The organism is Plantibacter flavus (assembly GCF_051487245.1).
GTDB lineage: Bacteria > Actinomycetota > Actinomycetes > Actinomycetales > Microbacteriaceae > Plantibacter > Plantibacter flavus_B.
The window spans coordinates 82164-106281 of the sequence record NZ_JAHVDH010000001.1 but is presented as its reverse complement, the minus strand read 5'-3'; the positions used below and the strand labels follow the sequence as shown (position 1 = coordinate 106281).

Genomic DNA, 24118 nt, shown 5'->3' with positions numbered 1-24118 from the left:
CGGGTGCTGCGGAGTCGCTAGCGGACGAGCACTACGAGTGCTGCGCGCTGCGGCGTCGGGCGATCATGAGCGCCAGGCCACCGATGAGCAGCAGGGCCGCGAGGGACAGGTTGCCCCACGGCTCGGCACCCGTCCTGCTCAGGCTGCCGTCCTGCGTACCCCCGGCGGTGCCGGAGCCGGTCCCGCTGCCGGTACCGGGCGTGGTGCCCGGGTCGGTGCCCGGGTCGACCGGCGCGGCCTGCACGACGATGTCCTGCCAGCCGATGACGTTGCCGTCGGCGTCCTGCACGACGAGGCGGTGTGCCCCGACCGGTGCGTCCTCCGGCACCGTCACCTGGACGTTGCCGTCGGCGTCGACCTGTACGAAGCCGTCGCTGATGAGGATCGGTTCGGAGTGCAGCCACACGCTGACCCAGGTGCCGGCGTACTCCTTGCCGACGTGGATCGTGGCGATCTTCCCGATGATGAAGTCCGTGATCGCTTTGATCAGGTCCTTCAGCGCCTGGATGAGTGCCGAGTCCGGGACGGGCGTCGGCGGGGTGACCACCGGCGGCGTCGCGACCGTGATCGGGACCGTGAGGTTCGTCCCCGACTCGAGTGCGGTCAGCGAGACCGTCGCGGCACCGTCAGGGGTTCCGGCGGGCACCGTGAAGGACACCGTGGCGGCTCCGGCGGTGACCGGGACCGTGCCGACCGGCGAACCGTTCAGCTCGATGGCGAGTGTCGTGTTCACCGGGCTGCCCGTCGACGTGAGGTCCAGCTTGCCGACGTTGAACGAGACGGTGGCACCGGCCTTGACCGCTGCCGTCGGCACGTTCGTGACCTCGACACTGCGACGCTCGAAGTTCGGCGAGACCGGGCTCGACGCCGTCAGGTACGAGATCCACGCGTCGCGGTCGACGAGACCGGAGTCGCGCGTGTCCGTCGCCTTGGTGAACTCACGGAAGTTGTCGCCACCCTGCAGCAGGAAGCTGAAGGATCCGATCCGGTAGCTGGCTGCCGGATCGATGGCGGCACCGTTGACGGTGATGCTCGTGATGCGGTCGCCCTCGGCCCGGGTCGAGTCGAAGGTGTACTGCACGTTCGAGGACAGACCGAGCTGCAGGTACGGACGCGACGGGACGTTGCCCGCTGCGTCGCGCTGCCACTGCTGCTCCAGCACCGTCTTGAACTGGGCACCCGTGAGCGAGGTCGTCCACAGGTTGTTCAGGAAGGGCAGGACCGCGTTGGCCTCGGCGTACGTGATCTCACCGGCGAGGATCTCCTCGCGCATGCCGCCCGGGTTGACGATGCCGATGTCGGCCCCGCCGCGGTCGGCGCTCGAGAGCGAGGCGCGGAGGGCGTCTGCGACGAGGCCGCCGAGGGTGGACTCTGCGCCGCGGTCGTCCTTCACGCCGTTGTTGAATGCACGGGTGATGTCGGCCGTCGCGGACCCGATCGGCTGGTTGCCGATCTCAGCGGCGACCGCGAGGGCCTGGTCGGTGATGGCCTTGACCTCGGCGACGACGGGGAACTCGGTGACGAGGTCCGCTTCGGCTGCCGTGGTGCGGGCGACGTTCTTCGCCGTGTACGCGGTCACGTCTCCGGAGGCGCGATCGACCGTGAGGGTGATCTGGCCGATGAACTCGCCGTAGCTGCCGGTCTGGAGCACCGGACGAGTCTTGCCTGCGACACCCGGGATCGGGGCGTCCCACGCGTACTGCTTGTGCGTGTGACCGGTGAAGATCGCGTCGACGTCCGCGCTCGTCGTGGTGACGATCTCGGTGAAGGCGCTCTCCTGGGCGAGCTCCTGCTCGAGGGTCGCGCCGTCCGGCGTGCCGGCTCCAGCGCCCTCGTGGTACTCGGCGACGATGACGTCCGCCTCACCGTTGGACTCGTCGCCGTCGGTGAGCTGCGCCGCGACGCGGTTGACGGCCTCGACCGGGTCCCCGAAGTCGAGGTCGGCGATGCCGGCGGGCGAGACGAGCGTCGGGGTCTCCTCGGTGATGGCGCCGATGATGGCGACCTTCACCCCGTCGACCTCGATGATCGTGTACTCGTCGAGGGCGGGCGTCTGGGTGCCCTTCTCGTAGACGTTCGCGCCGAGGTACGGCCAGGCGGCGTTGTCGCCGTTCGCCATGACCCGGTCGACGAGGTCGCCGTAGCCCTGGTCGAACTCGTGGTTGCCCACCGCGGAAGCGGCGAGCCCGAGGGCGTTGAGCACGTCGATCGTCGGCTGGTCCTGCTGCGACGACGAGGCGAACAGCGAGGCGCCGATGTTGTCACCCGCGGAGATGAACGCTGTCTGGTCGGGCGCGAACATCGCCTTGAGCTGCTCGATCGTGCCCGCGAACTTCGTCGTGTTGGCGTCGATCCGACCGTGGAAGTCGTTGATGTTCAGCAGGTTGACGGTCGCACTCTCGCTCGCGTCAGCGCTGATCCCGACGATCACCGGGTCGTGGTCGCTCGAACGGAACATGTCGTCGACATGGAAGTTCGTGACGTTGGCGTTGTAGCGCGAGTACTCGAGCGCGATCGACTCGACCGAGTTGATGTTCCACACGTCCGCGCCGGTCACGCTCGCGTCGGCGTCGGCCGAGGCGAAGATGTGGTCGAGCGAGCCGACCGCACCGTCGTAGGCGTAGGTGTACTTGCCGGTCTTCGCCTCCTGGCTGATGTAGCCCGCCTCGCGGAGCACGTCGAGCGGGTCCTCGGCGTCGTAGGAGTTGAAGTCTCCGACGAGGAACACCTTCGTGGTGTCGAGGTCCTTCGACACCGTGTCGGCGAAGGCGACGAGCGCCTCGGCCTGGCGCGTGCGGTCGCCGGTGAAGGCGCCCTGGCCGGTGTCGGCGTTGTCGCCGGTCGCGGCCGAGGAGGTGCTCTTCGACTTGAAGTGGTTCGCGATCACGAGGAACGTCGACGCGTCGTCGGCGCCCTTCGGCTTGAAGGCCTGTGCGTCGGGCTCGCGGGCGTTGTCGAACGCGGGCGAGTCGAGCAGGATGCGGCTCTCGCCCACCGTCTCCACCGTCGCGGGCTTGTAGATGAAGGCCGTGCGGATGACGTCCTCGTCCGCGGGGACCGCGGCGGGCGACGGGACGAACGCCCAGGTGTCCTGGCCGGCAGCCGCGTTGAGCGCAGCGGTCAGCGTCTGCAGGGCGTCATCGCGGTCGAGACCGATCGATGCGGAGTTCTGGATCTCCTCGAGCGAGACGACGTCGGCGTCCAGCGCGTTGATCGCCGAGACGATCTTCGCCTGCTGACGCGCGAGGCTCTCCGCCGTCGCAGCCCCGCGCACACCGCACCCGGAGGCGTCGGAGTTGTTCACGGTGGTCTTGCCGCCGTCGCGATCGGTGTAGAAGGTGCACCCGGTGCGCGAGTCTCCGGTGGTGGCGAAGTAGTTCAGCACGTTGAAGGTCGCGAGCGACACGTCGCCGCCCACGCCACGCGGCGAGGTGGAACGGGTGTCCTCGAACGTCGCAGGCTGCACCGCCTGGGCATTGTCGCCGGTGAGCTGCTGCGTGGGCTGGAACTTCCAGTTGCTGTTGCGGAAGTCGAAGACCACCGGCTGCGTGAAGTCGACGGCCGCACCGACACGGACGGGCGCCGTGTTCGAGAGGTAGGGCAGCGGGACACCGGTGTTCGCGGCCTTCGAGAAGTCGAGGGTCGCACCGTCGTCGAGGACGACGAGCTCAGCGGTGTATCGGGCCTGGGCCGCGAGGTACTCGGCGGAGCCGGGCTTGCCGAGGACCGTCGGGGTGACGAGCGGCGTGGCCGAAGCGGTGAGCGAGAGCTCGCCGTAGCGGTTCGTGTCGTAGTTCTCGGTGACCGTGTAGTCGCCGGCCGGCGCGAGCAGCATGCCTTCGAGGCGCTCGCGCTCCTCGTCGGTGCTCGGGAACGCGACGGCGGCGGCGGTCGGTGCGGCGATGCCGGTCGCGTCGAGCGGGGTGACCGCCGCGGCGTCCGTCACCTTCAGCTGGGTGAGGCCGAAGTACTCGTCGACGACGCCCGTGACCTGGAGGTACTGGCCGACGGTGACGTTCGCGACCGTCGACGGCGAGTAGACGAAGATCCCGTCGGATGCGAGGTGGGTCGCGGGGTCGATCGTGCCGCCCGTTCCCTCGGTCTGCAGGTAGTAGCCGTTGAAGCCGCCCGTGGGGAAGCTCGCCGTGACGAATCCGGTCGTCGTCACCGTCTGGCCGACGATCGGGCTCGCAGCTCCCGTGCCCTGGATCTCGGCGATCGTCGCGACCCCGGGTTCGACCGGCGTGGTCGGCTCAGGCGTCGGTTCGGGCGTCGGCTCCGGGTCGACCGGGGTCTCGCCGCCACTGTTCTGCGGGGTGACCGAGTCGCTGAGGGTGAAGTCGGCGCTGTTGTCGTCCGTGTCCGCGAAGGAGGTGCGGGCGATGGACTGCGGAACCGAGTTGCCCGAGGGCGAGGGTGAGGCCGCCGTCTCGAAGGTGTTGGAGGTGCCGTAGCCGAGGAGGTCGACGACCGTGCTGTCTCCGATGACCGAGCCGGCGGGGAGGGTCACGGCCGTGGTCGAGGCCACGAGTGCGAGCGTGCCGTTCGCACCTGAGGCGTTGAGGCCGCTTGTGACGTCGGGGGTCGGGAGCGCGACACCGTTGGCACCGTTGCTGCCACCCGAGACGAGGAAGTAGCCGCCGGCGGCGATCGAGCCGGTGAGCGGCACAGTCGTCGACGAGGCTGCCGTGCTCCCGGCTGAGCGGTACTGGAGCGACCAGCCGCTCACGTCCACCGCAGCGGTGCCGGGGTTGTACAGCTCGACGAACTTGTTGGTGAACGGCGCGTTGGCGCTTCCGCCCGAGAGGTAGGCCTCGTTGATGACGACGCCGAGGCCGTCGGTCGAGGCAGCTGCGGGCGTCGCCACGAGTGGTGCGGCGACGAGCCCGGCAAGGGCGGCGAAGGCTGTCAGCCTCCAGGGACGTTTGGACGACATGTGGCTCCGAATCCAGGGCTGTCCTCGTCCGGAGCGCGCGAAAGCACACCCGTTCGGGGCACAGGCTAATGGGCAGTGCCTGAGAAGCTACTGGACATACGTGACGGAAGACCACCCCGAATGTGAACGGGACGTTAACCGACACGTGCTCATTTGAGCACGGCCACTCCACCGATTCCGTTGAATTTCCCTGGTCAGAACGCGAATGTGACCGTTCTCATCGGGCCAACCGATGAGCGCAAACCTTCAAGGCGAGGTTCAGAGCAGCTTGAGCATCCGGGTGTTACCGAGCGTATTCGGTTTCACCCGCGCGAGGTCGAGGAACTCGGCGACACCCTCGTCCGACGAGCGCACGAGTTGCGCGTAGACCTCGGGAGGCACGATCTCCTCGCCGATCTCCTGATACCCGTGCTTCGTGAAGAAGCCGGTCTCGAAGGTGAGGCAGAACAGCCGGCGCAGGCCGAGCTCGATCGCATCGCTCTCCAGGCGCGCGACGAGGGCGTGGCCGACGCCGGTTCCGAGGTGATCTCCGGAGACCGCGAGGGTGCGGACCTCGCCGAGGTCCTCCCAGATCACGTGCAGGGCACCGCAGCCGATGAGTTCCCCGTCGGTCGTCTCGGCGACCCGGAACTCCTGCACGGCTTCGTAGAACACGACGTCGTCCTTGCCGAGCAGGATGCGCTGTTGTACGAGTGGTTCGACGAGCGCCTGGATGCGCGGCACATCGCTCGTCCGTGCGCGACGAACCGTGTACTCCTGACGAGCATCCTCAACCATCGTGCCTCCCAGCCTCGGCCCCCGCCGAAAGTCTACTGAGGCCAGCGCGGTGCGCTGATCCGAGCGCGGGCCATTGGTGCGAGCGCGGGCCTCCGGAGCACCGCGCTCGCGTCGATGGCCCGCGCCGAAGCCGATCCGTGCGTTCTGCCGCACAAGGCCCCGCGCTCGCCTCGGTGCACCGCGCTCGCGCGAGCGCACCGCGCTGGCGACCACCCCTGACTGCTCAGTGCCAGGACTTCGGGCCCGCGGAACCGGCCGCGTACGTGTCGATCGGCACGGCGTCCTTCCGCCACGCACTCAACACTGGCGACACGATCCGCCAGCACTGCTCGGCGACGTCCCCTCGCACAGACAGCGTCGGGTCGCCGTCCAGGATGCTCGCGAGCACTTCCCCGTACGCACTCAGCTGGCCCGCCTGCAGTTCGGCGTGCAGCGCCACCGGGTCGAGCTCGAACGGGTCGTCCTCGCCATTGATCATCAGGTCGAGGTCGAGCGACGCGGGCTTCAGTCCGATCCGGAGCCGCGCCGGCGTGGTCGTCCCGTGCAAGCCGGCCGGCAGATGCGGTACCGGCTTGAACGTGAAGACGATCTCCTGCCGAGCGTCGGCCAGCGCCTTGCCCGACCGCAGCACGAACGGCACCCCGGCCCATCGCCAGTTGTCGATCGCGAGCGTCATCTCCGCGAGCGTCTCGGTGCCGTGCGAAGGGTCGACGCCCGCTTCGTCGACGTAGGCGGGGAGCTTCCGTCGCCCGATCGTCCCGGCGCCGTATCGGGCGCGTCGACTCGCGGTGCCGTCCTTCTTCCACGGTCGCGTCGCGCGCAGCACCTGCGCCATGCCGCCGCGGAGGTCCTCCGCGTCGACGCTCGCCGGGGGCTCCATGGCCGCGAATGCGAGCACCAGGAGCAGGTGGCTCTGGATCATGTCGATCAACGCACCCGCCTTGTCGTAGTACCCGGCGCGTCCCTCGAGCGCGAGCTGTTCGTCGAACACGATGTCGACCCGCTCCACGTTGTCCGCGGAGAGCAAGGGCTCGAAGATCCGGTTCGCGAAGCGCAGGCCGAGGAGGTTCAGCACGGTGGACTTGCCGAGGAAGTGGTCGACGCGGAACACCTGCTCCTCTGGCACGAGGTGCTGCAGCAGGCGGTTCAGCGAGCGGGCCGTCGCGTAGTCGGTCCCGAACGGCTTCTCCAGCGCGAGCGTGATGCCCTTCGGGAGGTCGAGGGTGCGCAGCGCCTTGCAGGCGAGCAGGGTGACCGCCGGCGGCAGGGCGAAGTAGAGCGAGACGTCCGGCCCGGCCGCCTCCAGGACACGGGCCAGGTCGGCGGGGTCAGACACGTCGGCCTGCACGTAGCTCGTGTGCGCGATGACGGTGTCCGCGGTCTTCGACGGCGACTCCGCGAAGGACGCCGCGACACGCTTCCGCCAGGCGTCGTCGGTCGATGCCGACCGGTCGACGCCGATGAGACGCATGTCCGCGCCTCGTGGCGATGCCAGGAGCGAGGCGAGACCGGGCAGCAGGAGGCGAGCCGTGAGGTCTCCCCCGGCGCCGAGGATCACGAGGGTGCGGGTGCGGTGTGCTGAACCTGTCGCCGGGGAGTCCGTCATGCGGCCGATCCTACGCCGTGGGCAGCACAGCCGTCTCCTCGCCGTGCCAGCGCGGTGCGCTCGCCCGAGCGCGGGCCGTGTCGCGACCGATGGCGGGAGCGGCCGCAGTCGCACCCGGTCGAGCGCACCGCGCTGGCACCGGCACCTCACCACCCGAGCCGCTACTGTGAGCGCATGCGCCTTGGAGTTCTCGACGTCGGTTCGAACACGGTCCATCTGCTCATCGTCGACGCTCACCCCGGCGCGCGCCCGATCCCCCAGTCTTCGCACAAGTCGGTGCTGCGCCTCATGCGCTACCTCACCCCCGACGGCTCGATCAGCGACGAGGGCGTCGCCGTCATCCTCGACTCCATCGGCGCTGCGGCGGCCATCGCGCGAGACAGCGGGCTCGACGAGCTCCTCTCGATGGCGACCTCCGCCATCCGAGAAGCGACGAACGGCCCCGAGGTCCTCGCACTCATCGAGGAGCGCACCGGCATCGCGCTGCAGGTCCTGTCGGGCGACGACGAGGCGAAGCTCACCTTCCTCGCCGTCCGCCGCTGGTACGGCTGGTCCGCCGGCGAGATGCTCCTCCTCGACATCGGTGGCGGATCCCTGGAGATCGCGGCTGGCGGCGACGAGTATCCCGACGTCGCGATCTCGCTCCCCCTCGGCGCGGGACGCTCGACGGTCGGATTCCTGCACGACGATCCGCCGACTGCCGAGCAGCAGGAGGCACTGCGGCAGCATGCCCGCCGAGTGCTCGCCGACGCGCTCCCCGCGTTCGCCGCGGAACCCGAAGCCCACCACGTCGTCGGTTCCTCGAAGACGATCCGCTCGCTCGCTCGTCTCGCCGGCTCCGTCGCCGACGGCATCGGCGGCACAGAACGCTCACTCCTCCGACGCAGCCAGCTCGACGACTGGATCCCCCGTCTCGCGCGCATCCCGGCCGATGCCCGGCCGGCGCTCCCCGGCATCACCGCCGACCGCACCTTCCAGATCGTCGCGGGCGGCATCGTGCTCTCCGAGGCGATGGCCGCCTTCAGCGTCCGCGAACTCGACGTCTCGCCATGGGCACTCCGCGAGGGCATCATCCTGCGGTACCTCGACCGCCTGGGATAGACCGTACGGCGCCCGTCGACAGGCTCGGGGACCGGAGGGACGGGCTCTCGGGGACCGGAGGGACGGGACACGCCCCTCGACGGGCTCAGGGACCCCCGGGGCTGAGGCCCAGCTGACCGTCGCCGGACACACGAAGGCCCTCCGACCGACCCGAGAACGGAGGACCGTTCCCTGAGCCTGTCGAAGGGCCTGACGTGATCTGACTACTCTGCGGTGATCGCGAGGTCCGGCGTCGCGGAGCCCGTACCGAGAGACGCCTGGGCGTTGACCCCGGCACCGACGGACTCGCCACGAGCCGAGGTCGTGAACGTGAACGCACCGTCGAGGAAGTCGACGTGCACGTGGTCGCCCGCGTTCAGCTCGCCGTGCAGGATCTGCTCGGAGAGCTGGTCCTCCACCTCGCGCTGCATGGCGCGACGCAGCGGACGGGCACCGAGGGTCGGGTCGAACCCGACCTCGATGAGACGTTCCTTCGCGGGCAGCGTCAGCTCGATCGTCATGTCGCGGTCGAGCAGACGCTCCGACAGACGCTTCGTGAACAGGTCCACGATCTGCAGGAGCTCCGGCTTCGACAGCTGCGGGAAGACGATGATGTCGTCGACACGGTTGAGGAACTCGGGCTTGAAGTGCTTCTTCAGCTCCTCGTTGACCTTGCCGCGCATGATGTCGTACCCGGTCGAGGCGTTGCCCTCGATCTGGAAGCCGACGGGACCACCGGCGATGTCACGAGCACCGAGGTTGGTGGTCATGATGATGACGGTGTTCTTGAAGTCGACGACGCGGCCCTGGCCGTCGGTCAACCGGCCCTCTTCCAGGATCTGGAGGAGGGAGTTGAAGATGTCGGGGTGCGCCTTCTCGATCTCGTCGAACAGGACGACGCTGAAGGGCTTGCGACGCACCTTCTCCGTGAGCTGGCCGCCCTCTTCGAAGCCGACGAACCCGGGAGGAGCACCGAACAGTCGCGAGACGGTGTGCTTCTCGCCGTACTCCGACATGTCGAGCGAGATCATCGCGCCCTCGTCATCGAAGAGGAACTCGGCGAGCGCCTTCGCCAGCTCGGTCTTACCGACACCCGTGGGGCCGGCGAAGATGAACGAGCCGGAGGGACGCTTCGGGTCCTTGAGACCTGCGCGCGTGCGGCGGATGGTCTTGGAGAGTGCCGAGATGGCCTCCTCCTGACCGATGACCCGCTGGTGCAGCGCTTTCTCCATGAAGACCAGCCGCGAGGACTCCTCCTCCGTGAGTTTGAACACGGGGATGCCGGTGGCCTGTGCCAGCACCTCGGCGATCAGGCCTTCGTCGACCTCGGCCGTGGTCTTGACGTCGCCGGAGCGCCACTGCTTCTCGAGGCGCAGACGCTCGCCGAGGAGGTTCTTCTCCTCATCGCGGAGCGACGCCGCCTTCTCGAAGTCCTGCTCTTCGATGGCCGTCTCCTTGGCCTCGCGGACGCCGGCGATCTTGTCGTCGAACTCGCGCAGCTCCGGAGGGCTCGAGAGGATCGACAGACGCAGGCGGGCGCCGGCCTCGTCGATCAGGTCGATGGCCTTGTCCGGCAGGAAGCGGTCGGAGATGTAGCGGTCGGCGAGGTTCGCTGCCGAGACGAGCGCACCGTCGGTGATGGACACCTTGTGGTGGGCCTCGTAGCGGTCGCGGAGTCCCTTGAGGATGTTGATCGTGTGGGGCAGCGACGGCTCCTGCACCTGGATCGGCTGGAAGCGACGTTCGAGCGCCGCGTCCTTCTCGAAGTGCTTGCGGTACTCGTCGAGCGTGGTGGCACCGATGGTCTGGAGCTCACCGCGGGCGAGCAGCGGCTTGAGGATGGAGGCCGCGTCGATCGCGCCCTCTGCGGCGCCGGCACCGACGAGGGTGTGGATCTCGTCGATGAAGACGATGATGTCGCCGCGGGTGCGGATCTCCTTCGTGACCTTCTTCAGGCGCTCCTCGAAGTCACCGCGGTAGCGGCTTCCGGCGATGAGCGAGCCGAGGTCGAGCGAGTAGAGCTGCTTGTCCTTCAGGGTCTCGGGGACGTCGCCCTTCACGATCGCCTGGGCGAGCCCCTCGACGACGGCCGTCTTGCCGACGCCGGGCTCACCGATGAGGACCGGGTTGTTCTTCGAACGACGGGAGAGGATCTGCATGACCCGCTCCATCTCCTTGTCGCGGCCGATGACCGGGTCGAGCTTGTTGTCGCGAGCGGCCTGCGTGAGGTTGCGGCCGAACTGGTCGAGGATCTGGGATCCGCCCTGTGCCTGCTGTTCGCTCTGGTTGCCGCCGACGGGGGCCGCTTCCTTGCCCTGGTAGCCGGAGAGCAACTGGATGACCTGCTGGCGCACGCGGTTGAGGTCGGCGCCGAGCTTCACGAGCACCTGGGCTGCGACACCCTCGCCCTCGCGGATGAGGCCGAGGAGGATGTGCTCCGTGCCGATGTAGTTGTGGCCGAGCTGCAGCGCTTCGCGCAGGCTCAGCTCCAGCACCTTCTTGGCGCGCGGCGTGAACGGGATGTGCCCCGTCGGCTGCTGCTGGCCGGTGCCGATGATGTCGGTGACCTGCTCGCGCACGGCATCGAGGGAGATCCCGAGGGACTCGAGCGCCTTCGCGGCCACTCCTTCGCCCTCGTGGATGAGGCCGAGCAGGATGTGCTCGGTCCCGATGTAGTTGTGGTTGAGCATCTTGGCCTCTTCTTGGGCCAGGACGACGACTCGACGCGCACGGTCGGTGAATCTCTCGAACATGATCACTCTCCTCCGGCACCGGGCAGGGTGGTGATGCCGTTACGTCGAGAGTAACGACCGTCTGGGCTCTCTTGGCCCCTGTTCGCCGTGGGCGTGATGCCGCAGCCCCGGCAACGCCGCAGCGCACGTGCACCGGGCACGTGCGCTGCGGGTGGTGCGGGTGTCGAGCCGCTCAGACGGGGAACCGGACGGTCGCGGCGAGCGCCCCGCCGCCCGGGACGTCGTCGGCACGCACGGCGAGGATCCGCGCATCGGACAGGAGAGCCCGGCGGAGGATCTCATCGATGACGCCGTAGTTGCTTGCATCGGCGTCGGATGCCAGGGTGACGGCGCCGCTCTCCTCGTCGACGGTGCCCGGCACGCTGCGGTCGATGTCGACGAACAGGGTGTCGACGGCTTTCGCGGTTGCCGCGCGGGCGACGTCACCGAGGTCGGTGACCGCCCGACCGTTCGAGGCGCTCGTGCCGAACTCGTCGCACAGTGCCTTGAGTTCGGCGGCGTACAGCTCGTCGAGGATCGGTCGTGCGGCGGCGGCGAGCTGTTCGTCGGAGCGCTCCTGCTGGTTGCCCTCGATCTCGGGCTTGACGACGTGCTTGTAGGTGCACACGGAACGGAAGATCGCCGTCATCGGCTCGGCCCCGGCGATGATCAGCGGCTCTTTGGAACCCGCGAGCACCGGCGCGAGCGCCTTGTTGATCGCCTGCGCGTACTCCTGCATGCGCACCTTCTGACCCTCAGAGCCCTGGATGCGTCCCTGTGGGCTCCGCCCGTCGGAACCGCGGCCGCGGATCGAGTCGACGCCCGCGGCGGCTGCGACGTCCGCCGGCACCCCCTCCAACTCGATGCTCGTCGCGGGGAGGTCCCGCGATACGGCGACCAGGCGCACCCCGCTCTGGGCGAGGGCGAGCACGTACGCGGATTGCGGGAAGGTGAGGGCGCGCATGAGCGGCTTGATGTAGAAGCGGTCGGAGACCTCGGTGCACGACTGCAGCACGTTCGGCACGCGGAAGTAGCGGGTGAGGTTCGGACTGATGAAGATCGAGAGGCTCGACGACAGGTACCGGAGGAAGTCGGGGTCTTCGAGCAGGCCGTCCACGGTCTCCGCGAACCGGGCGACGACGCTGCGGTCTGCTCCACCGGCCGTCAACTGCTCGGTCGCCACCTTGACCTGGTTCTTGAGGTCGAGGCGGATGTGACTCGTGTCCGACGGGTTGGTGCTCGTCGCGAGGGTGATCGACACACTCCAGGGTTCTCGAGCGGTGGCGAGCTCGACGATGTCGGCGCGGGTCGGAATATCGGTGTGGTGCACAGATGCCTCCTTCGATCGCGTCAGGCGAAGAGCCGACCGGGAGCAGGCGACGCCTTCGTGGGCCTGACTTGCCCCCAGTATAGGGATGGCACCCGGCAGCGTCTGTGGTCGATTCGGCGGACATTCCAAGGTTCGTCGCGCGAGGCCGACGGTCACCCGAGGCTGAAGCTGAGCAGGACCATGAGCCCGCCGCCCACGACTTTGAGCACCCCGTCCACCGCCCAGAACCACCGGAGGTCGACCGATGTCGCCCGCAGCCCGATGAGGGCGTTCGCCATGCACGCGAGCGCGAGGAGGAAACACACCGGCCCGTGGCTCGGGCCGAGGATGAGGAAGTGTGCGCCGACGATGAAGAGGATCCACAGCCAGAACGGGCGCGAGTTCCAGTCCGGCACCTTCCGCAGGACGACGTTCACGAGACCCATCTCCACGAGGAACGCGACGCCGAGCACGATCCACTGCCAGACCGCAGGATACGGAAGACCCGCGAAGATGACCTTCGTCGCTCCACCGACAGCCATGACGATCACACCGAGGGCCGCGCCGACGATGAGCCAGACCAGGCGCGTGCGCCGCTGACGGGTGAACGCGCCGGCCACGATACCGAGGCCGATGAGGACCAGGAAGGCTCCGCCGCCGCGCATGAGGGGGAACAGCTCGGGCATCCGTGCGAAGAGGTCCATGCCTCATGGTCGCAGCCCGGTGGTGCCGCGTCGAGCGATGTCGACGCGGCACCACCGTCCTCAGTGCCCGGACCTCCCCGGTGGGCGTGTGCGCAACCGCCGACGGGCGACCAGGACCGCGACCCCGAGGAGCAGTCCGCTCAGCGACACCAGAAGGGCCGTCCCTCCGCCGAATCCAGCCTGCACCAGCGCATCCGTGGGTCCGCTCGGGCCCGGGGCCGGCGCACCATCGGCGGCGAGCAGTCCCCCGTTCCAGCGGAGGTCGAGTCCGTCCTCGAGTGTTAGAGACGGGTCTTCCACCACGATGTCGGACATCAGTGCCGTCTCAGGGTCAACGGCGGAGTTCCGGAGGTCGTCGCCCCCTTCCCTGAGACGCGTGAAGGTCGCCGAGGCGGGCGGCGTCACCGCGATCTCGTACGTGCCTGAGATGAGTCCGTCGAACCGGTAGTGGCCGTCGTCGTCCGTCGTCGCCCGTCGGTCCACGACGGCGCCGAACTTGTCCGTGCCGGCGAGCCGCAGTTCGAGCTGCGGTATGCCTGCGCCGCGTCCGCCCTCCACACCGTCGTCGTCGAGTCCGTTCGCGTCGAGGTCCCACCAGATCCGTTCGCCCACGGCCGAGGTGACGACGTCGGTCTCGACGATGTGCGAGCGAGCGCCGAGCAGCTGCGTCGAGGAATGGATGACGGCGTCGTTCGCGAAGCGGTCTTCGGTGGTCGTCGCGGTCGTGTCGAGCGTGTAGCGCCCTCCCGCGTGGGCGGCAGGAGGAAGTTCCGCGAGCGTCATCTGGAGCGCCGTCACCTCGCCGAAGGCGCTCGGACATCCGGCCTCGCCGAACTCGTGCGGCGTGCACCAACGGTGTCCGTCGGGGAGACGCCCGAAGTCATCGCCGCTGTCCGCCTGGACGAACTCGTCGACGAGTGCCGATGACGCGGCGGTGTAGCGCGCCTCGGCCAGGGTGTCGACGGGTCCGGCAAGGCGACCCTGCGCGGTCGAACCCCGACGATCGCCCGGATACGGCAGGACGTCGATGACGGCGACGTCCTGCTGCATCTGGTCGGCGCTGAGGTTGGCGAACGTGAGGAGGTATTCGACGGCGTCTCCTGGCTCGACAGCGCGCTGCGCGCTGGTCTTGTCGATCTGCAGGCCGGTCGCCGCGGTCACGATGACGCTCTGCCGTGACAGATGCGTGTTCTTCGTGGTGACGTCCGCCGGGAAGTCGTCGGGCGACGTCGGATCATCCGGGCTCGCGATGAGCACCCGGTTCACCAGTTCACCGGACGCCAGCGCGCCCGCGGTCGCACGGTAGGTGATCACGGGCTCGTGGTCGTCGTGGATCGTGCCGAGTTCCCAGACGAGACGTGTGTTCCCGCCGGCGTCGGTCTCGACCGTGGTCGGCTGCGGCGAGGCCGAATCCGCTTCGAACACGAGTCCGGCGGGCAGGAGGTCGACGACCCTCGTGTGGTCGGCGCGAGTGCCCACGTCGTCCTGACTCACGATCACCGGAGCGATTTCGAATGCGACTGAACCGCCAGTGGTGATGGGCGCTGGCTGCCCGGGCGCAGTCGCGGGATCGATCGCGCGTTTCATGATCGACAGGTGCACATCGGCGGCGATCAGCTGATCCCCGCGCGGATAGTGGGCGTTGCCGTCCTGTGACCGGTAGACACCGTGCCACCAACCGTCGCGGACGACCTCGCTCGACGATTCACGGTCGGGTCCGTTGCCCGAGGACTTGACACTGTAGGTCACCGTGATCGGCGTACCGAGCTCCACCCCCTGCTTCGCAGCGAGCTGGACCCAGACCGTCAACGAGCCTCGGACCGGGATCGACCCACTCGCCGGACGCACCCGAACCTTCGTCACCTCGTCCGTCTCGGGGACGGCCGTGCTCCAGGCATCGTCATCGTCGTCGCAGGTCACAGCGTCCAACTGTTCCTGGCGCACGGCGTCACTGGCGTCGAGATCGACGGTCCGGCGTGTGCCGTATTCGACGATGAGCGGCCCGGCGCCCGATTGCGTCTGCACCGGAGGTGTCCCGTCGGGACGCCCCACCACGTGCTGCGTCTTCGGATCGAACACCGCGCAGAGGATGGCGTCGTCGAGGGCATCGTCCGTGTTGTCGTTCGTCCACGAGGTCGCCTGTTCGAAGCGCTGACCGGCCACCACGGGGGCGTCGCCGGAGCCGAGCGTGCTCTGTCCGGGCACCAGTCCGTTCTCGGTGCGGCGATCGACGTACCGGCTGATGTGCGTGCCGGCTCCTGATCGTCGTGCGATGGTCGCGCTCGCAGAATTGTCCTCCGGTGAGTCCTGCGCGTTGGGGATGAGCACGCCGTCGACGTCGCTCCCGTCCGCACTCAGCTGGTCCAGGACCAGCGAGACCGGCACACCGCCGGACGTCGGTACGTCGACCTCGGGGACGAACACCCCGAATCGTCCGAGCGCGAGGTAGCCGCGGGTGGCGATGGGTTTCCCCGTTCCACTCTGTGTGGGTATGTGATCACCCGTGAGGTCTGCGCCGGACACGGTCACCTCGATGGACCGGCCGTCCTCGGACGGCGAGCACTGCCAGGTGCCTGAGTCCGTCACCGCTCCGACGCCGCCGCCGCGCGCCTCGGGGAACACGTCGGTGTTGAACGCACCGACGAGACAGAGCGCGGGCACGGGCGCACTGACGGCGTTGACCGATGCGATTCGCGAACCGGCCGTGTACCCGGACAGGTCGATCCGGAACGTTACCGGCCCGTCAGGCCCGGTGGCCCCCCGGGCGCCGCGCCCACCGTCACTGTTGTATCCGGTGATCGAGAGGTAGACACTGTGCGGGAGGTAGTAGCCGCGCGTTCCGTCCCGTTCGGTGACACCCGGGACGACCGCGCCGCGGGCGACCCCGAGGTTGATGCGCGGGGCGCTGCTGACGACGATCGGTTCCGGAGTGGCCGTCGCGCGCACCGGTTCACCGGTGGACGCGTCCTCGGCGGTCACCACGATCGCCTCCGGATCGTGCGGAACCGCGGTCCCCTGTCGCTGACTGGCAACGAGGCTCGCCACCAGCGAGACCGTGCTCACCGAGTTGGGACGCACGTCGCCACGGACGCATCGGAGTGTCCTCCCGTCGTCGCTCACGGTGGAACCGGCTCGGCACGTCCCGGGAAGGGCGGAGGCTACCGGCCAACGCAGGCCCTCCGGGAGTCGGTGTTCGATGACGACGCGGTCGTCGGTGGCGGCACCGATCAGCTGCATCTCGAGGCCGTACGTCACACTGTCGTGCGACCGGAGCACGGCGTCCGCGCCACTGACGTCGAGCCCCGGCCCCGAGGACGCGTCGAAGGGGGCGCTTCCGGTCATCGTGGACGTCACGTTCGCGCGGATCTGCAGGATCGAGGTCTCGGGATCGTCGATGGGTTCAGTGGCGTGCGGCTCCTGGGCGGCGCTCGGTGTCGCGCTTGCGGCGATGAGACCGACTGCGACCAGGAGGGCGATGAGCGAGCGGTGTCGGACGGCGTTCGGCATGGATCTCCTCGATGACGATGGATGATCCAGACAACATATCGGATGAAAACATTTCAGAAGCCCGACCAGTGTTGCTTAGCTGGTCGAACGACTACTGCAACGCCGACGTGAGCCGCGCGAGGTTGTCGAGCACGGTCGATCGCAGCGGTTGCTTCAACCACTCCGCGAGCGTCAGCTCCTTGCTGATCTCCCGATATCCGTCCTCGACGGCGCGCATCTCGCTCACGAACTCAGCGCCACGAACGAGCAGGGAAACCTCGAGGTTGAGACCGAACGAGCGCATGTCCATGTTGCTCGAGCCGATGACCGCGACCTCGTCGTCGATCGTGAAGTGCTTGGCGTGCAGGATGTACGGCGCCGGGTACTGGAAGATCCGCACGCCGGCTCGCAGCAGGGCCTCGTAGTAGGAGCGTTGCGCGTGCCACACCATCGCCTGGTCGCCGATCTCGGAGACGAACAGGTCGACGGGCACGCCGCGCTGCACCGCCGTCGTCACGGCAGCGAGCAGCGATTCGTCCGGGACGAAGTACGGGCTCGTGATGACGACTCGACGCTGTGCCGCGTAGATGAGGGTCAGGAAGAGCTTCAGGTTGTTGTCGCCGTCGAAGCCCGGCCCACTCGGCACCACCTGCAACTCGAGGTCGCCAGTCGGCACGGCTTCGAGCAGACCGACCTCCTGGGACAGCACGTCACCCGTCTCGCTGTACCAGTCGCTCAGGAAGATCGTGTTGATGCCTGCGACGCCCGGTCCCTCGACGCGCGTCATGAGCTCCTGCCACTGCAGTCCGCGCTTGATGTTGCCCGGCTTGTTGTAGCTGCGGTCGATCACGTTCTGCGAGCCCATGTGGGCGACGACGCCGTCGACGATGAGCATCTTGCGGTGGTTGCGGAGGTCGGGGCGCTGGAACTTGCCCTTCAGGGGTTGCAGCGGGAGCATGAGCGCCCACTTCGCCCCCATGTCGGTCAGCCGCTTCAGGGTGTGCTTGTAGTCCGGGGTCCGCCAGCTCGCGAAATGGTCGAGTAGGACACGGACCGTGACGCCCCGCGCGACGGCCCGTTCGAGCGCGTCGAAGAACGGCTTCGTCGTCCGGTCGCAGGTGAGGATGTAGAACTCGACGTGCACGAACGAGACGGCGCGGTCGATGTCCTCCGCCATGGCGTGCAGAGAGGTCTCGTAGTCGCCGATGAGGTGGGCCGAGTTCCCTCCCTGCAACGGCATGGAACCGAGGTTGCGGTTGAGGGTGACGACGGAGCGGAACCAGGCAGGAGCGTTCGACGTGAGGTTCGCTTTGACGAGATCACGCGTCGTCTGCCGGATGTAGACGTTGATGTCGTACTGCTTCTTGCGCCGCTTCCGCGGGAGCTTCGGGTTTCCGATGAGCAGGAAGGCCAGCACCCCGATGTACGGGATGAGGAAGATCGCGAGGAGCCAGGCCATGCCCGCGGTCGGGCGGCGGTTGCGGGGCACCACGATGACGGCCACGACGCGGATGATGAAGTCGAGGACGAGGGCGGTGATACCCAGCCAGTTCCAGGAGAACTCGATCGTCATGTCGCCCATCCACTCAGGTGCCGAAGGGCTCCAGCCTAGTGACCGGTACCGACGGCGCGGACGAACGCGCCGGGACTGAAGGCGTCAGGCCTCGCGGGAGGACGCGGCGTCGGCCGCCGGGAGGCCGAGGCGCGCACGCTCTTCCGCCTCGATCTTGGCGTACGTCGCGCGCTCGTTGCGATCCGAACGCAGGATCGCACGCATGACGATCCAGAAGATGGCACCGACGACCACGGTGGGCAGCAGCGACCAGAGCGCGTTGAGCCAGTAGTCCTCGATCATGGGTTCCATCGTACCCGCCCTTCGAGAGGCTCAGGGACCGATACCGGCAGGGGCCGATGGAGGCAGCGGCAGGCGCAGGCACCGGCTCAGGGAACGGCGTCGGCCGAGCGGACGAGGCCCGGACCGTCAGCTCCCGCCCGAGAGCGCTCCCCAGAGTCCGCTGACGACGAAATACACGCCGATGCCGCCCACCACGATCCAGATGGTGATCCGCGCCGTCGACGGACCCTTCTTCTGCGGGTCCTGGTGATCACCGGGGTCCATCATGCTCATCGTCGCGCCTGACTGTCGAAGGGTGGTCGAGCCCTGGGGCTACTTGACCAGGGGGAAGAGGATCGTCTCGCGGATGCCGAGACCCGTGAGCGCCATGAGCAGGCGGTCGATGCCCATGCCCATGCCGCCCGACGGCGGCATACCGAACTCGAGCGCCCGCAGGAACTCCTCGTCGAGCCGCATGGCCTCGACGTCGCCCTGCGCCGCGAGCTTCGCCTGCTCGACGAACCGCTCGCGCTGCACGACGGGGTCGACGAGCTCTGAGTAGCCGGTCGCCAGTTCGAAGCCGCGAACGTAGAGGTCCCACTTCTCGACGGCGCCGTCGATGCTGCGGTGGGCGCGGACGAGCGGGCTCGTGTCGACCGGGAAGTCCATGACGAAGGTCGGGCGCTCGAGCCCGCCCTTGACGAAGTGCTCCCACAGTTCCTCGACGTACTTGCCGTGGATGGGATGCGGCACCTCGACGCCCTCGCGCTCGGCGAGTGCCTTGAGCTGCTCCAGCGGAGTCTGCGGCGTGATCTCCACACCGGCTGCAGCGGAGAGGCTCTCGAACATCGAGATCCGGTCCCACTCGCCGCCGAGGTCGAACTCGGTGCCATCGGCCCACGTGACCACGTGGCTCCCGCTCGTGGCGAGCGCGGCGTTCTGGATGAGGGTCTGGGTGAGGTCCGCCATCGTGCCGTAGTCGCCGTACGCCTCGTACGCCTCGAGCATCGCGAACTCGGGGCTGTGCGTGGAGTCGGCGCCCTCGTTGCGGAAGTTGCGGTTGATCTCGTACACGTGGTCGATGCCGCCGACGACCGCACGCTTGAGGTACAGCTCGGGAGCGATGCGCAGATAGAGCTCGGTGTCGAACGCGTTCGAGTGGGTGACGAACGGACGGGCGGAGGCGCCGCCGTGCATGACCTGCAGCATCGGCGTCTCGACCTCGACGAAGTCGCGCTCGGTGAAGGTCTGACGGAGGCTCGCGACCGTCTTCGCCCGGTCGAGGACGTTCTTGCGCGCCTGTTCGCGCGCGATCAGGTCGAGGTACCGGCTGCGGACCCGTGTCTCCTCGCTCAGCTCGTTGTGGAGGTTCGGGAGTGGCAGGATCGCCTTCGCCGCGATCGCCCACTCGGCCACCATGATCGACAGCTCGCCGCGGCGGCTGGAGATGACCTCACCGGAGACGAAGAGGTGGTCGCCGAGGTCGACGAGCTCCTTCCACGCCGCGAGCTGCTCCTCGCCGACGTTGGCGAGGCTGACCATGGCCTGGATGCGGCTGCCGTCGCCGGCCTGCAGGCTCGCGAAGCACAGCTTGCCCGTGTTGCGGAGGTGGACGACCCGTCCGGCCACACCGACGGTGACGCCCGTCGCCTCGTCGGGCTGCAGCTCGCCGAAGCGCGCTCGCACGGCGGGGATGGTGTCCGTGATGGGGAGCGTGACGGGGTACGCACCGCCGGCACCGGACGCTGCTTCGTCGATGAGGCGCTGGCGCTTCGCGAGTCGGACGGCCTTCTGCTCGGAGAGCTCTGCCTGCTCTGCTGCGTCGTCGATCTGCTCTGGCGTCGTGTCAGTCATGCGGTGCGATTCTCCTCGTGCGGTCACTGGAGTTTACCGGGGAGGACTGGTGCTCTGCGCACGGCGGCGAACATGTGGTGTTCCTTTCGAGCACCTGGCAAGGGCCTGGGAAGAACCATTCGGAGGACACCGGCGCGGGTGCGCGGCGTGCTTGGCTCGAAGACCGGATACCCCCGATCGGGGTACCAGACGCCATCAACGAACTCGAAAGGCTCGTCATGACGACCATCAACGACCACCAGCGCACCGAGGCCCAGGAACCCACGACCGTCCCGCCCACGCCTGCCGTACCCGCTTCTCCCGTCCGCGCTGCCGGGCTCTCGGCCGGCCTGCTCCTGCTGCGCCTCGCCCTCGGTGCGGTGTTCCTCGCGCACGGCCTGCAGAAGGTGCTCGTCGACACGATCCCCGGCGTCGCGCAGGGCTTCGGCGGCATGGGCATCCCCGCCCCCGAGGTCGCCGCAGCCGTCGTCGCCGGCCTCGAGGTGCTTGGAGGCGTCCTGCTCGTCGTCGGGCTCGGCACCCGGATCGTCGGCGTCCTCCTCGCGGTCAACATGGCGGTCGCGCTCGTCCTCGTGCACCTGTCGGCCGGCTTCTTCGCAGCCGACGGCGGCTTCGAGTTCGTGATGCTGCTCGGCGTCGCGGCGCTCGCGCTCGCATGCACCGGCCCGGGGCGCTTCGCCGTCGACGCGCTGTTCCACCGCCGACGCTGAACCCTCCTCCGCTCGCCGCAGGGCACACCGCACCCGTCCGCCCGTCTGGGGCGGACGGGTGCGCTCGTCAGAGCAGTTCGTCGACGTCCGGGGTCGTCGCACCGCGGAGCGCCTCGTCGACCGAGGAACGCACGAGCGAGGAGAGGAAACCGCCGGGGTTGTCGACACCGATGTCGGCGAGCATGGCGGTGGACTGCTGCACGACGGCGCGCGAGAAGCTCGCGGCGGTCTCCACCGCCTCCGCGTACGCCGCTCGATCCTGCTCCGCGACGATCACGGGCTCCGCACCCATCTCGACGACGAGTGCCTGGCCGATCGGCTGCACCGGGGAGGGAGCGGTGACAGCGCAGTAGGTCTCGTGGAGCCGTGCGAGGTCGAGCGTCGTCCCCGTGAACACCATCGCCGGATGCAGGGCGAGCGGGATCGCTCCAGCGGCCGCGGCGGACCGGAGGACCCCGACCCCGTACCGCGGTGAGGTGTGGGCGACGAGCTGGCCGGGCTGCCACGCACCGACTGCCGCCAAGCCCTCGACGAGCGACTCCAGTTCGGCGTCCGGAACGGCGATGACGACGAGCTCGCTGCGCTCGACCACCTCGGTGGGCTCGAGGATCGGGACGCCCGGCAGCAGCGCCCCCGCGCGGTCGCGGCTCTCCTCGGAGACCGCCGTGATGCCGACGATCGCGTGGCCCGCGCCACCGAGGGCGGCACCGATGACGGGTCCGACCCGTCCGCTGCCGATGATGCCGACCCCGAGACGGGCACTGCGCATGTCGGCGCTCATCGAGCGGCCCCCTCGCCGTCGTGCCCGGTCGAGGTGGTCGGCGCCGCACCGTCGTCCGCAGACGCCGCAGCCGCGTCGGCCACGACGTAGGGTGCTGCCGCCTGCGCCTCAGCCGGCAGATGTCCTGCGTCGAAGCTCGCCCAGCGGTGGCTCCGGTCGGTGGACTGCGCGACCACGATCGCCTCGGCGGCCGCATCGAACAGGCGCACCGATTCGTCGCGTGCCATGGCCGGGAGCTTCGCGATGACCGGGCCGGGCACCGTGTGGGCGGTCGCCGAGGCGAGGTCGAGGGCACGGAGCAGCGGGCCCTGGTCGATCCGGATGCTCTGCAGGCGTGCCAGCGGCATGATGTGGAGCCTGCGCCAGACGACGCCCTGACGGAACAGCAGCAGGCCGTCGCGGAGGGCGTACCCCGTCCGCCGCCAGGAGAACCAGTTGATCCACATGGATCGGCGAGGCGAACCGACGAAGCCGATGCCGTCGCGCGTCGACAGCGCCGACTGCAGCGGCCCCCAGGCACTGCCGTCGATCCGGCCCGCGAGCATGAGCTCGACGACCTGTGCGGCGTCGACGAGCGAACCGACCGGCAGCACCGTGTTGTTCGACGCGCCGCGGGCGGCCTGTTCGAGCGAGAGGCCGGCCTTGTTGATCCGCACCTTCCACCAGCCGAACGGACGCCAGATGATGGGCTGCGACACCTCGATCGCGTGGATGCGGCCGGGCGGGATCGTGTCGTTCGTGGTCGAGAACAGCCCGAAGCCGACCCGAACCCCGGAGGGTGTCGCCGCGATGCTGTATCGGAGCGACTTCGTGACGCTCGACCACAGGAACGCGCCGAGGCTCAGGACCATCGGTACGAGCCAGAACCACGCCCAGTCGATGCCGTTGGCGATGAGGACGACGCCGACGACGACGGACACGAGCACGATCGCCGTGAACGGACTGAGCACGGTCGAGCCGATGAGTCGTCCGAGCGTGAGCCGAACCACGGACTCGGGCGGCGCGGCCTGCGGGTCGAGCTCCGGGGAGATGAAGTCGTCCACCCGGTCGGTGACGAAACGGGTCACGTTGCCGCCGATGTCCCGTCCGCTCGGCTGCACCTGCTCGCCTGGCACCCCGAGGTCGCCCGCGACGGCCGCTTCGTTCCGAGCCGTCTGTTGCCGTTCGGCGAGCTTGACACCGCTCGCGAGGGTGAGGACGTCCTGGCGCAGGCCGTCTCCGTCGGCCGCGTACAGGTACTCGAGCTTCACGTTCGCGTCCTGGCCTGCGACGCTGACGTTGATGCGCGAGGCACCGATGAGGCGGGCCAGCAGCGGTTTCTCGATGGAGACGCCCTGGATGCGGTCGAGCTTGGCCTTGCGGTTCGTGCGGAAGAGCACGCCACTCCGCACCTCGACGGCTTCGTCCGTCACGCGGAACGTGTGCATGCGCCACGACAACCAGAACAGTGCGATGACCACGATGAGTCCGCCGGCCACGGCGAGGAGCACCCATCCGACGATGCCGTGGTTCAGCACGTAGTCGACCGGGTCCTCCGGTGCCTCCATGCCGGGCCCCGGGATGAAGAGCTCGATGAGGCGTTCCCGGAGGTTCGCGATGACGATGCCGAGGATCGCGACGAAGGCGATACCACCCCGCAGCAGCGGGGTCGCGGGGTGGAGGCGGTGCCACTGGCCGTCCACGAGGCTCTGGCCGGCGACGCGCGGCACGATCGCCTCCGCCTCCCGCTTCACGCGCGGACCAGGAGCCGGGGCGTCGAATCGGGGCGGCTGCTGTGCGCTCACAGTCCGGTCCGTCGGCTCTCCGCCACGGCCACCAGGTGGTCGCGCAGTCCTTCCGCCTCGGCTTCCGGCAGGCCGTAGATCACGACCCCGGTCGAGGCCGACGCCGTCACGAACTTGAGGTCGGCGAGTCCGAACGCGCGGGACAACGGTCCGCGGTTGATGTCGACGAGCTGCATGCGCCCGTACGGCACGGCGACGAAACGCTGCCACATGATGCCCCGGCGGAACAGCAGGTCGTCAGCACGCAGCTGGTAGCCGATGGCGCGCACGCGTCGCGGGATGAAGATCGCGGTGATGAGGGTGACGATGGCGAACGCCGCGAACGGCCACCAGATCCACGTCCACTCCCAGACGAGGGCGGTGAACAGCGCCACGGCCACACCGATGAGGAGGATGGCGCCCCAGGAGAGGAACTCCACGGCGATGAGCTTCGGGCTCACCCGGCGCCACTCGGCGTCCGGCAGGTCGAGACGCTTGCTCGTGCCCTCGGCGACCGCCAGGTCCGCAGCCTCCCGCCGGGCGGGA

General features: G+C 68.8%; 16 protein-coding genes. 2 read left to right on the top strand and 14 right to left on the bottom strand.

From position 1 onward, the window contains the following. Positions 1 to 31 precede the first annotated feature (31 nt). The 3 genes from KXS11_RS00460 to KXS11_RS00450 form a co-directional block, all read right to left on the bottom strand. Positions 32 to 4936: an ExeM/NucH family extracellular endonuclease gene (locus KXS11_RS00460; RefSeq protein ID WP_437383459.1), complete on the bottom strand. Its 4905-nt coding sequence runs from the start codon at positions 4934 to 4936 to the stop codon at positions 32 to 34. Positions 4937 to 5194: 258 nt separating this feature from the next. After that, complete coding sequence (locus KXS11_RS00455; protein WP_437383458.1) at positions 5195 to 5713, bottom strand: amino-acid N-acetyltransferase; 519 nt, start codon at positions 5711 to 5713, stop codon at positions 5195 to 5197. Positions 5714 to 5936: 223 nt separating this feature from the next. After that, positions 5937 to 7319, bottom strand: a complete 1383-nt coding sequence (locus KXS11_RS00450; protein ID WP_437383456.1) for a glucose-6-phosphate dehydrogenase — start codon at positions 7317 to 7319, stop codon at positions 5937 to 5939. Between the two features lie 174 nt (positions 7320 to 7493). Here KXS11_RS00450 and KXS11_RS00445 point away from each other — a divergent pair, with 174 nt between their 5' ends. Continuing rightward, positions 7494 to 8420: a Ppx/GppA phosphatase family protein gene (locus KXS11_RS00445; protein ID WP_437383454.1), complete on the top strand. Its 927-nt coding sequence runs from the start codon at positions 7494 to 7496 to the stop codon at positions 8418 to 8420. 203 nt (positions 8421 to 8623) lie between these two features. Here the strand turns inward: KXS11_RS00445 and KXS11_RS00440 are convergent, their stop codons facing one another. The 8 genes from KXS11_RS00440 to lysS form a co-directional block, all read right to left on the bottom strand. Beyond that, complete coding sequence (locus KXS11_RS00440; RefSeq protein ID WP_437383452.1) at positions 8624 to 11152, bottom strand: ATP-dependent Clp protease ATP-binding subunit; 2529 nt, start codon at positions 11150 to 11152, stop codon at positions 8624 to 8626. Positions 11153 to 11324: 172 nt separating this feature from the next. Further along, complete coding sequence (locus tag KXS11_RS00435) at positions 11325 to 12461, bottom strand: baeRF11 domain-containing protein (protein WP_437383450.1); 1137 nt, start codon at positions 12459 to 12461, stop codon at positions 11325 to 11327. Positions 12462 to 12613: 152 nt separating this feature from the next. Further along, positions 12614 to 13144, bottom strand: coding sequence for a DUF6609 family protein (locus KXS11_RS00430; protein WP_437383449.1), 531 nt, complete (start codon positions 13142 to 13144; stop codon positions 12614 to 12616). Positions 13145 to 13204: 60 nt separating this feature from the next. Further along, entirely contained in the window at positions 13205 to 16651 is a 3447-nt protein-coding gene (locus KXS11_RS00425; RefSeq protein ID WP_437383447.1) for an SdrD B-like domain-containing protein, read from the bottom strand. Positions 16652 to 16742: 91 nt separating this feature from the next. Next, positions 16743 to 18212 (bottom strand): cardiolipin synthase, encoded by a 1470-nt coding sequence (gene cls, locus KXS11_RS00420; RefSeq protein WP_437383446.1) that lies wholly within the window; start codon positions 18210 to 18212, stop codon positions 16743 to 16745. A gap of 75 nt (positions 18213 to 18287) precedes the next feature. Then, positions 18288 to 18485 carry a hypothetical protein gene (locus KXS11_RS00415; RefSeq protein ID WP_437383444.1) on the bottom strand — a complete coding sequence of 66 codons (198 nt, stop codon included), beginning with the start codon at positions 18483 to 18485 and terminating at the stop codon, positions 18288 to 18290. Positions 18486 to 18611: 126 nt separating this feature from the next. Next, positions 18612 to 18758: a hypothetical protein gene (locus KXS11_RS00410; RefSeq protein ID WP_437383443.1), complete on the bottom strand. Its 147-nt coding sequence runs from the start codon at positions 18756 to 18758 to the stop codon at positions 18612 to 18614. A gap of 39 nt (positions 18759 to 18797) precedes the next feature. Further along, complete coding sequence (lysS, locus tag KXS11_RS00405) at positions 18798 to 20318, bottom strand: lysine--tRNA ligase (protein ID WP_437383441.1); 1521 nt, start codon at positions 20316 to 20318, stop codon at positions 18798 to 18800. A gap of 218 nt (positions 20319 to 20536) precedes the next feature. Here lysS and KXS11_RS00400 point away from each other — a divergent pair, with 218 nt between their 5' ends. Continuing rightward, a complete protein-coding gene (locus KXS11_RS00400; protein WP_437383440.1) occupies positions 20537 to 21028 on the top strand; it encodes a DoxX family protein in 492 nt (163 codons plus the stop codon). 67 nt (positions 21029 to 21095) lie between these two features. Here the strand turns inward: KXS11_RS00400 and KXS11_RS00395 are convergent, their stop codons facing one another. From KXS11_RS00395 to KXS11_RS00385, 3 genes are read right to left on the bottom strand one after another with little or no spacing between them, the layout of a single operon-like run. Further along, positions 21096 to 21809 carry a Rossmann-like and DUF2520 domain-containing protein gene (locus tag KXS11_RS00395; protein ID WP_437383438.1) on the bottom strand — a complete coding sequence of 238 codons (714 nt, stop codon included), beginning with the start codon at positions 21807 to 21809 and terminating at the stop codon, positions 21096 to 21098. Then, positions 21806 to 23593 carry a PH domain-containing protein gene (locus tag KXS11_RS00390; RefSeq protein ID WP_437383436.1) on the bottom strand — a complete coding sequence of 596 codons (1788 nt, stop codon included), beginning with the start codon at positions 23591 to 23593 and terminating at the stop codon, positions 21806 to 21808. The genes KXS11_RS00395 and KXS11_RS00390 overlap by 4 nt, the downstream gene beginning before the upstream one ends. After that, on the bottom strand, positions 23590 to 24093 hold the full coding sequence (locus KXS11_RS00385; protein WP_437384113.1) for a PH domain-containing protein: 504 nt from the start codon (positions 24091 to 24093) through the stop codon (positions 23590 to 23592). Before KXS11_RS00385 ends, KXS11_RS00390 begins: the two co-directional genes overlap by 4 nt. Positions 24094 to 24118: the final 25 nt, after the last annotated feature.